Annotated in this window: 10 protein-coding genes and 1 pseudogene; 9 read left to right on the forward strand and 2 right to left on the reverse strand. The window is 33.8% G+C overall.

The annotated features are described in order from the left end of the window. Nucleotide 1: 1 nt before the first annotated feature. The 8 genes from DMB91_RS07775 (at nucleotide 2) to DMB91_RS07810 (ending at nucleotide 6,232) form a co-directional block, all read left to right on the forward strand. The gene (locus DMB91_RS07775) at nucleotides 2-1,270 is read left to right on the forward strand and encodes an ABC transporter permease (RefSeq protein WP_034904177.1); all 1,269 of its coding nucleotides are present in this window, start codon (nucleotides 2-4) and stop codon (nucleotides 1,268-1,270) included. After that, nucleotides 1,260-2,396: an ABC transporter permease gene (locus tag DMB91_RS07780; RefSeq protein WP_034904175.1), complete on the forward strand. Its 1,137-nt coding sequence runs from the start codon at nucleotides 1,260-1,262 to the stop codon at nucleotides 2,394-2,396. Before DMB91_RS07775 ends, DMB91_RS07780 begins: the two co-directional genes overlap by 11 nt. Beyond that, nucleotides 2,397-3,044, forward strand: coding sequence for an ABC transporter ATP-binding protein (locus DMB91_RS07785; protein ID WP_034904173.1), 648 nt, complete (start codon nucleotides 2,397-2,399; stop codon nucleotides 3,042-3,044). Next, nucleotides 3,041-3,526: a TlpA family protein disulfide reductase gene (locus tag DMB91_RS07790; RefSeq protein ID WP_034904171.1), complete on the forward strand. Its 486-nt coding sequence runs from the start codon at nucleotides 3,041-3,043 to the stop codon at nucleotides 3,524-3,526. The genes DMB91_RS07785 and DMB91_RS07790 overlap by 4 nt, the downstream gene beginning before the upstream one ends. Then, complete coding sequence (locus DMB91_RS07795; protein WP_034904168.1) at nucleotides 3,487-3,975, forward strand: TlpA family protein disulfide reductase; 489 nt, start codon at nucleotides 3,487-3,489, stop codon at nucleotides 3,973-3,975. The genes DMB91_RS07790 and DMB91_RS07795 overlap by 40 nt, the downstream gene beginning before the upstream one ends. A 48-nt stretch (nucleotides 3,976-4,023) precedes the next feature. Beyond that, the gene (locus tag DMB91_RS07800) at nucleotides 4,024-5,001 is read left to right on the forward strand and encodes an agmatine deiminase family protein (protein WP_034904167.1); all 978 of its coding nucleotides are present in this window, start codon (nucleotides 4,024-4,026) and stop codon (nucleotides 4,999-5,001) included. A 97-nt stretch (nucleotides 5,002-5,098) separates the two neighbouring features. Further along, the gene (locus tag DMB91_RS07805; RefSeq protein ID WP_034904164.1) at nucleotides 5,099-5,977 is read left to right on the forward strand and encodes a carbon-nitrogen hydrolase; all 879 of its coding nucleotides are present in this window, start codon (nucleotides 5,099-5,101) and stop codon (nucleotides 5,975-5,977) included. 36 nt (nucleotides 5,978-6,013) lie between these two features. Continuing rightward, complete coding sequence (locus tag DMB91_RS07810; protein ID WP_034904162.1) at nucleotides 6,014-6,232, forward strand: hypothetical protein; 219 nt, start codon at nucleotides 6,014-6,016, stop codon at nucleotides 6,230-6,232. On the opposite strand, the gene DMB91_RS07815 is transcribed toward DMB91_RS07810, so the two are convergent. Together DMB91_RS07815 and DMB91_RS07820 are read right to left on the reverse strand one after the other, a co-directional pair. Further along, on the reverse strand, nucleotides 6,229-6,744 hold the full coding sequence (locus tag DMB91_RS07815; RefSeq protein ID WP_052043179.1) for a hypothetical protein: 516 nt from the start codon (nucleotides 6,742-6,744) through the stop codon (nucleotides 6,229-6,231). The two genes, DMB91_RS07810 and DMB91_RS07815, sit on opposite strands and share 4 nt — an antisense overlap. Beyond that, nucleotides 6,744-8,000 (reverse strand): DUF2339 domain-containing protein, encoded by a 1,257-nt coding sequence (locus DMB91_RS07820; protein ID WP_081946906.1) that lies wholly within the window; start codon nucleotides 7,998-8,000, stop codon nucleotides 6,744-6,746. The genes DMB91_RS07815 and DMB91_RS07820 overlap by 1 nt, the downstream gene beginning before the upstream one ends. A 90-nt stretch (nucleotides 8,001-8,090) precedes the next feature. On the opposite strand from DMB91_RS07820, the pseudogene DMB91_RS07825 reads away from it, so the two are divergent. Next, nucleotides 8,091-8,189, forward strand: a pseudogene (locus DMB91_RS07825) (hypothetical protein); the annotation flags it as partial.

Here is an 8,189-nt window from a genome sequence, read left to right on the forward strand (position 1 = left end):
CATGCTTTTAAAAATGATAAAAAATTCTATCTTTAAAAATAAAACCCAAAAAATTCTTGTTTTTCTAAGTTGCTTTTTAGCGAGTTTATTGCTTGCAAGTATGCTTAATATCACGCTTAGTATAGGCAATGAGCTAAGCAAAGAATTAAGAAGTTATGGTGCAAATATCATCATTTTACCAAAGGGAGCAAGTTTGAGCGTAGATATTGGCGATAAGGTTCTTGAGCCTTTAAAAGATAAAAGCTATCTTGAAGAATCAAAGCTTCATACCATAAAAGAAATTTTTTGGCGAAACAATATCACAGCTTTTGCACCTTTTTTAGAAGGCAAGGTAATGATGAATGATAAGCAAGTAAGCATACTAGGTACTTATTTTGATAAAAAACTCAATATCGCTGACGAGGATGATTTTCACACCGGCATAAAAGAACTTTATCCTTTACTTAAGATTGATGGGCGATATGCAAATGATGATAGCTTAGATGAAGTTATTTTAGGTGATGAGTTTGCAAGCAAAAATGCTTTGAACTTGAATGATGAACTTATGCTTAATGATCAAAAAGTTAAAGTTGTAGGCATAGTGCATAATTTTGATAAAAATGCCAATAAAATCATCACTTCTCTAGCCCTAACTCAAAAACTCTTGCATAAAGAAGGCTTGTTTTTTAAAGCCGAAGTTTCAGCTTTAACCATACCTGAAAATGATTTGGCTCAAAAAGCAAGACGTTTAGGAGCTAACTCACTTGATAGTGTTGAGTTTGATATGTGGTTTTGCACAGCTTATGTTGGCTCTATCGCTTATCAGATCGAAGAAGACTTTCAAGGCGCAAGTGCCAAGGCTCAAACTGCCATTTCAGATGCTGAAAATTTAATCGTTACAAAAATTCAAACTCTTATGATCGCCACAGCCTTAATCTCTCTTATCATCTCCTCTATAGCTATCGCTTCTTTGATGAGTTCTGAACTTCACGCGAGAAAGAAAGAAATAGGACTTTTAAGGGTTTTAGGAGCAAGCGTGGGACAAATTTATCTTATCTTTGCTGGTGAAAACTTATGTGTTGGGCTTATTGCAGCTTTTTTTGGTTTTGTTTTTGGGGTGGCTTTAAGCGAACTTATTGCTTTGAATATCTTTGCTTATTTTATCCCTATTTATTTTATCATTTTACCGCTTTGTGTGGTTTTTGCTGGCTTAGCCGTGCTTTTAGCGTGCTTGTTAGCATTAAGAAGCATAAGCGAACAAAGCGAGGTGCAGGTGCTTTATGGTAAATGAGTTTGCATTAAAACAGCTTTTTAAAAGCCTTATTTTTTCATATCAACGTGTTTTTATTATGGTTTTAGCTATCTTTCTTGCCGTTTGTGTGAGCGTGGCTTTTTTAAATATTTATTTTGACATTGATACTAAGCTTTCTAAAGAATTAAAAGCTTATGGGGCAAATCTTACTATCTTAGCTGTCAAAGAAGATGAGCTTATTAGCAATGAAAGCTATAAAAAGCTCGCAAAAGAGCTTAAAATCACGCCTTATCTTTATACTTTTTTAAACGCTCAAGGACAAGATATTCTTGTTTTAGGCACTGATTTTAAGGCTTTAAAGCTAAGTAAGCCTTTTATTGAAGCAAGATTTGGAAGCTTTTCTTTAAGTAGTTTTGATCAAAGTTCGGCTTTTTTAGGCATAGATTTAGCTGCAAGGCTCATTAGCGGTAACAAGCAAGCAAAGCTTGAGGACTTAATAGGTTCAGAACTTGAGCTTTTCAATCCTTTAAATTCAAAAAGCACAAAACTTAAAATCAAAGGTATTATTCACAGCTCTGATGAGCTTGATAGTCTTGTGATTGCTGATTTGGCTGTGGTGCAAAACTTAAGTGGGTATTTTGGCATACATTACGCTCAGGCTTTAGTTGATGGAGATTTTAAACAAGTAAGTGAAAAAGCTTTGCAGTTGAGTAATGATGAATTATTTGCAAAGCCCATTTCATCTATATCCTTAAGCGAGGGTTTGGTGCTTGATAAGCTTAAAGCCTTAATGTTTTTAATTGTGCTTGTGGTTTTAATCATCGCTTCAACAAGCGTAAATACTACACTTAGCTCTATCATCTTTTCAAGAAAAAAAGAAATTGCCCTGCATTTAGCCTTAGGTGGCTCAAAAAAAGATATTATCAAACTTTTTGCTTTAGAATGCCTTGTTTTGACATTGGTTGCTTGTATTTTTGGAGTGATTTTTGGCTATATTTTAGCCAATATTTTTGGTTATTTGATATTTAATGCTAGCATTGATTTTCGCTTTAAAGCAGCTTTTTTTGCCGTGTGTATAGCTTTTGTTTTTGTCTTTTTTGCGACGTATTTTCCTATCAAAAAAGCATTAAAGATCAATATTTGTGAGAATTTGAAAGGTGAATAAATGAAAGAAATTATTAAAGTAGAACATTTATCTAAGAATTTTGGCGAGTTAAAAGCCTTGCAAGATATAAATTTTAGCCTAAAAACAGGGCAGTGGTTGAGTATAATGGGACCTTCAGGAAGCGGTAAATCCACGCTTTTAAACATACTTTCCTTGCTAGATAAACCAAGTCTTGGGCATTATCTTTTAGATGGCATAAGCACAGATGAACTTGATGAAGAAGCAAAAATAAAAATTCGCCGCGAAAAAATAGGACTGATTTTCCAGCAATTTCATCTTATCCCTTATCTTAACGCTCTTGAAAATGTCATGCTTGCACAATACTATCACTCAAGCATAGAACAAAGCGATGCTAAGGTTGTGCTTGAAAAAGTAGGTTTAGCACACCGCCTTACGCATTTACCAAGTCAGCTTAGCGGAGGCGAGCAGCAAAGACTTTGCATAGCAAGGGCTTTGATTAATAATCCAGAACTTTTGCTTGCTGATGAGCCAACTGGAAATTTAGATGAAGCAAACGAACAAATCGTGCTTGAGCTTTTGCAAGAACTTAAAAAAGAAGGCAAAAGTATAGTTTTAATCACGCACAATGAATCCCTAGCAAAACAAGCTGATGAGATGATTATCCTTGCACATGGAGTGATGAAATGAGAACTTTTAAATTTATCTTTAGCCTTATTTTAAGCCTCGTATTTTTAGCGTGTGAGGGCGAAAAAAGAGCCGAGCTAGGCAAAGAAGCACCGCCTATTTTGGCTAAAAATTTACAAGGAGAAGCTGTAAAGTTAAGTGATTTTGATCAAAGGCTTAAAATCATAGTTTTTTTTGAAAATGGTTGTGCAGCGTGCATTAAAGAACTTCCCTTGCTTGATGAATTTGTAGAAAACAATCAAGATAAAATCGTAGTTCTAGCCATAAACTCAGTCGATGAAAAAGAAGTCATTAATTCAATCAAAGAGCGATTTAAACTTGAACATATAATGCTTTTAAAAGATGATTTAGACATTTCTTGGCAAAGATATGCTGTTTTTGCTCTGCCAACAACTTTTATCATTAAAGATGGTATAGTGCAAGAAAAAATCATAGGAGATAAGCCATGGCAAAGTTTGCAAGAAAAGCTTTTGTCTTTGCTTTAGCCTTGTTCTTTAGTGCTTGCTTTGAAAATCAATTTAAAGCCTTAAATTCAAACAAAATGTATGAGTTTAGCTTTGATGGCTTTGAAAAAAGGCTTGATTTTAAGCAAAAACAGCCTTTTGCTTTGGTATTTTTTACAAAAGATTGTGGAGTATGTAAAGAACAAATTGTGATTTTAAAAGAGCTAAGAAAGCTTCACGATTTTGATTTTTTAACCATTTTAGGCGATGCTAGAGATGAAAAAGACGCTTTGGTGTGGGCAAATGAAAAAGGGCTTGATTTTACGCTTTTTTATGAAAGAAAGGCAAGTGAGTTTTTTTCTAAGATTGTAGGCGGAATATATGGCGTGCCTGTGATTGTATTCTATAACAAAGAAGGCTTTAAAACAAAAGAATTTATAGGCTTAACTCCTCAAAACCTTCTTGCTAAAGAACTCATTAAGCTTTTATAAAAGCGTTTTAAGCAAAATGTGTTAGAATTGAGCAAAAAGGTATAAAAGATGATAAAAACACTTGCTGAATGGAGCAAACAAGAGCTTTTAATGTTGGCTTTACCTCACGAAAAAACTGATTGGAAGCCGTATTTAGATGAGATCTTGCAAGGCTATAAAGACTTTATAAAAGCTGTGAGTGCGTATCAAAAAATTTTACTTATCGCTCCAAATGAGGCTGATTTTAAGCCTTTTAAAGACTTTAAAAATTGTGATTTTTTTCAGTGTGATATGAATGATACTTGGATAAGAGATTATGGTGCTATTGATATTTATGAGAATGAAAGGCTGGTTAGTCTTGATTTTACCTTTAATGCTTGGGGCAATAAATTTCAAAGCCAGCTTGATAATGAGCTTAATTCTAAACTTTTTAAGCAGTATTTTAAGAGCGAGCTAAGAACAATTGAACTTATTTTAGAGGGTGGAAGTATTGATTTTAATGGACAAGGTGTTATGCTCACAACAAAAGCTTGCCTTTTAAATGAAAATAGAAATTCTCATCTTAATCAAAGCGAGCTTGAAGCAAAGCTCAAGCAAATTTTTAATCTCAAAAAAATCATCTGGCTAGAAAATGGCTTCATAAAAGGCGATGATACAGATTCACACATCGATACTTTAGCACGTTTTATCGATGAAGAAACTATAGCACATTGTATTTGTGAAGATGAAGAAGATGAGCATTTTTTGCCCCTTTTAAAGATGAAAGAAGAGCTTGAAAAAACGGGCTTTAAGCTTGTTGAACTGCCTTTGCCAAAGCCTTTGTATTATGAAGGAAGAAGACTTGGGGCAAATTATGCAAATTTTGTATTTATCAATGATGCGTTGATACTGCCAAGTTATGCTGATGAAAACGATGAGCTTGTCAAGACAAGACTTCAAAAAGCCTTACCTCAAAGAAATATTATCAGTGTTGATGCAAGGGTATTTTTAAGACAAAATGGCTCGCTTCATTGTGCTTGTCAAAACCGCTTTTTAGGGCAAAGATAAGGAAAGATAAAAAGCTTTGATTTATGTCTTGTTGTATCTTTTAAGCAAAGAACAAAGCAAACTTGATATAATACTTTACTTATAAAGAGGATAAGAGATGAAAATAGCACTCATTCAGCACAAATTTCAAGGTAGCAAAGAAGTTATGCTTGAGCATAGCACAAAGGCTATCAAAGAAGTAGCAAAGCAAGGAGCAAGGCTTGTTTGCTTAAGTGAGCTTCATCAAAGTGAATATTTTTGTCAAAGTGAAGATGTGAATAAATTTGACTTGGCTGAGGAGTATGAAAAAGACTTAGTATTTTGGAGTAAAGTTGCGTGTGAAAATGAGGTGGTATTGCTCACCTCTTTGTTTGAAAAACGAAGTGCTGGGTTGTATCACAACACGGCTGTAGTGTTTGAAAAAAATGGCTCTATAGCTGGTAAATACCGCAAAATGCACATACCTGATGATCCGCAATTTTATGAAAAATTTTATTTCACACCCGGAGATCTTGGCTTTGAACCTATAAATACAAGCGTAGGTAGGCTTGGAATACTGATTTGCTGGGATCAGTGGTTTCCTGAAGCTGCACGGATCATGGCTTTGAAAGGGGCACAAATTCTCATCTATCCTACCGCTATAGGCTCTTTTGATCAGGATAGTGAGCAAGAAAGACAAAGACAGCTTGAAGCATGGCTTGGCGTGCAAAAAGGACATGCGATCGCTAATGGCTTGCCTGTAGTGGCGGTTAATCGCGTTGGTTTTGAAAAAGATCAAAGCAATAAAGCTAATGGCATAAGGTTTTGGGGAAATTCCTTTGTCTATGGTCCGCAAGGTGAGGAGCTTTTTAGAGCTGATGATAAAGAGTTTTGTAAGGTTTTAGAACTTGATTTTAAACAAAGTGAAAATGTTCGGAGGTGGTGGCCCTTTTTGCGTGATAGGCGAATCGAGTTTTTTGGGGATTTGCAAAAACGTTTTATAGATGAATTTAAGTAAAAATGTGGCATACTAAAACCTTTTAAGGAGAATAAAATGATAAATGTTGCATTTTGGTGTATCGTGCTTGTGTTTTTGTTTATCGTATTTTTGCTTGTCAATCGCTATGAAAGAAAGAACAAACTTTTTAAAAGTCATATTCAGGCGATGAAGGCTGATATTGAGGAACTTAAGCAAATTGTTGAAAAAAATCGCTTGCTGATCGAAAAAAATAGAAGCAATATCGAAATGATTTCTAAGAGACAAGAGGACTAAAAAGTCCAAGAAATCCACGAAAAAAGCACATTGCCGTTGTTTTTAACGCCCGGCACATAAGCAAATTGAAAGTCGAGTTTTTTATAGCTTAAACTTGCACTTTGTAAAGGTAAGGGTATTGGTATATACCAGTATTCCTTTCTTTGAGTAAGCCCCACAATATAACCAAGTGAGAATTTCACTGCATCATCATTCAGATGATAGTATTTGATATAGCCAAACATCGTTTGAAGATGATAATTTGAGTCATTAAAAATAATACCAAAAAGTCCATAATTTATCTTTTCTTCGCTAACCCACTGAGCAAAACCCAGTCCTAAAGGCTTTTCGTTGTATCTGCTAAGGTGTTCATCATCATAAAACCAACGATTATGCCAAGTGTTAATAGGGATAATCAAAGCGGGTTTTCCTTCATCTTTGGCTTTGATAAATTCTTTTTTGAGCGTTGTTAAAAAGTATTCTTCAGCAAAAATAGAAGATAAAAGCAACACAAAAAGAAAAATTTTTCTCATTATTTATGCCTTAAAAATTTCTTTGAATAAAAATAAGAACTTAAAAGCAAGATCACGCCTACACTAAAGAAAAGCAATATTTTAAATATGCCAGTATTTGAGCTTATGTCGATAAAAAAGAGTTTTATTATACTTATGGCAAACAACAATAAAGCATAAATTCGTAAAATAGGACTTCTAAAGGCTAGAAAGAGTAAGATCACACCCACAAATACAAAAGTAAAGCTGTAGGTATAGTTTTCAAAAGTGCTTATACTTTTGTCAAAAAACGCCCTAGCAAGACAAAGACTTCCAAAGCCTAGATTTTCATTAAAATACCAAAAGCTAAAGCGGATCAAAGCAACGAGACTTAAAAGAGTAAAAACAAAAACCAGGACATCAAAAATTAAACTTGCTTTTTGCGTGATTTTATAAAATGCCAAGAGCTTGTTTTTAAGCTTAAAAAAGTAAAAGCTTGGTAAAACAAAACTCAAAATAATCATCATTAAAAGTTCAAAAGCTTGAGGATAGTCTTCTTTATAAAAATGCGTGTAAAGTCTTGAAAATAGGGCATTATCAAAGATCAACACTAAGCTTAGATCATACACTGCTTTTGCCCCAAAACACGCAAAAATGATATAAAACAATGTATTTTTATTATAAGCATAAAGGCATAGCAGGCTTAAAAACATAAATGCAGTAAAGCTTAAGCAGTATTTTATATACTCAAAAGAACTAAAAAAGGTTAAAATCAAGGCTTGTATAAATAAAATGCTAAAAAACAAACAAGAACTTGCCAGCAAAATAAAGTTTATTTTATTTATTTTTTTTGCTTTATATAAAAACCCTAAACTCACACCAGTGCCAAGAGCAAAGCATAAACAAAGTAGCATATCAACGCTTTTTGAAGGTATGAAAAGAGCTAAAATAAGTTCATAAAGGTCGTTGTTAAGATGAGGAAAAACGCAAAGCAGGGCAAGAACTAAAATGCTTGCAATGCTTAAATGAACTTGTAAATTTGAATTTTTAAGAGCTAAAAGTTCAAATTTTGTCTCACAATATAACAAGCCAGCAAACAATACCCATTCAAAGGCAAGTACATAAGCAAGATATGAAGGATTAAGCAACTCATAAGCTATATGAAAGAAAGCAATGAAAAAGAGCCAGATACTACCATAAAAGCTTAATTTTTCTTTAAATTTAAGACTTAAAAAACCTGTTAAAAGGCTTAAAACAAGTGCGAACAAAGGTATGATAAAAAAATGCTTCAACTTCATTTTTAAGCACAAAAGAAGATAGATAAAATGTGCTCACAATGCCTATAAGAAAGCGTATAAAAAAGATTTGTTTAAAGCAAAGCACGCAAATATGTGGTGCGTAATAAAGAAGTTATCATCGTTGATGAATTTACAGGTCGTTTAAGTGAAGGCAGACGATTTAGTGATGGGCTTCACCAGGCTTTGGAA

The organism is Campylobacter sp. MIT 97-5078 (genome assembly GCF_006864455.1).
Taxonomy (GTDB): Bacteria; Campylobacterota; Campylobacteria; order Campylobacterales; family Campylobacteraceae; genus Campylobacter_D.

Bases quoted from the DNA above. Each gene is read 5' to 3' on its own strand.
- DMB91_RS07810 (WP_034904162.1), top strand. From the start codon at position 6,014: ATGATAAATGTTGCATTTTGGTGTATCGTGCTTGTGTTTTTGTTTATC.
- DMB91_RS07820 (WP_081946906.1), bottom strand. From the start codon at position 8,000: ATGAAGTTGAAGCATTTTTTTATCATACCTTTGTTCGCACTTGTTTTA.
- DMB91_RS07790 (WP_034904171.1), top strand. From the start codon at position 3,041: ATGAGAACTTTTAAATTTATCTTTAGCCTTATTTTAAGCCTCGTATTT.
- DMB91_RS07805 (WP_034904164.1), top strand. From the start codon at position 5,099: ATGAAAATAGCACTCATTCAGCACAAATTTCAAGGTAGCAAAGAAGTT.
- DMB91_RS07775 (WP_034904177.1), top strand. From the start codon at position 2: ATGCTTTTAAAAATGATAAAAAATTCTATCTTTAAAAATAAAACCCAA.
- DMB91_RS07815 (WP_052043179.1), bottom strand. From the start codon at position 6,744: ATGAGAAAAATTTTTCTTTTTGTGTTGCTTTTATCTTCTATTTTTGCT.
- DMB91_RS07800 (WP_034904167.1), top strand. From the start codon at position 4,024: ATGATAAAAACACTTGCTGAATGGAGCAAACAAGAGCTTTTAATGTTG.
- DMB91_RS07780 (WP_034904175.1), top strand. From the start codon at position 1,260: ATGGTAAATGAGTTTGCATTAAAACAGCTTTTTAAAAGCCTTATTTTT.
- DMB91_RS07795 (WP_034904168.1), top strand. From the start codon at position 3,487: ATGGCAAAGTTTGCAAGAAAAGCTTTTGTCTTTGCTTTAGCCTTGTTC.
- DMB91_RS07785 (WP_034904173.1), top strand. From the start codon at position 2,397: ATGAAAGAAATTATTAAAGTAGAACATTTATCTAAGAATTTTGGCGAG.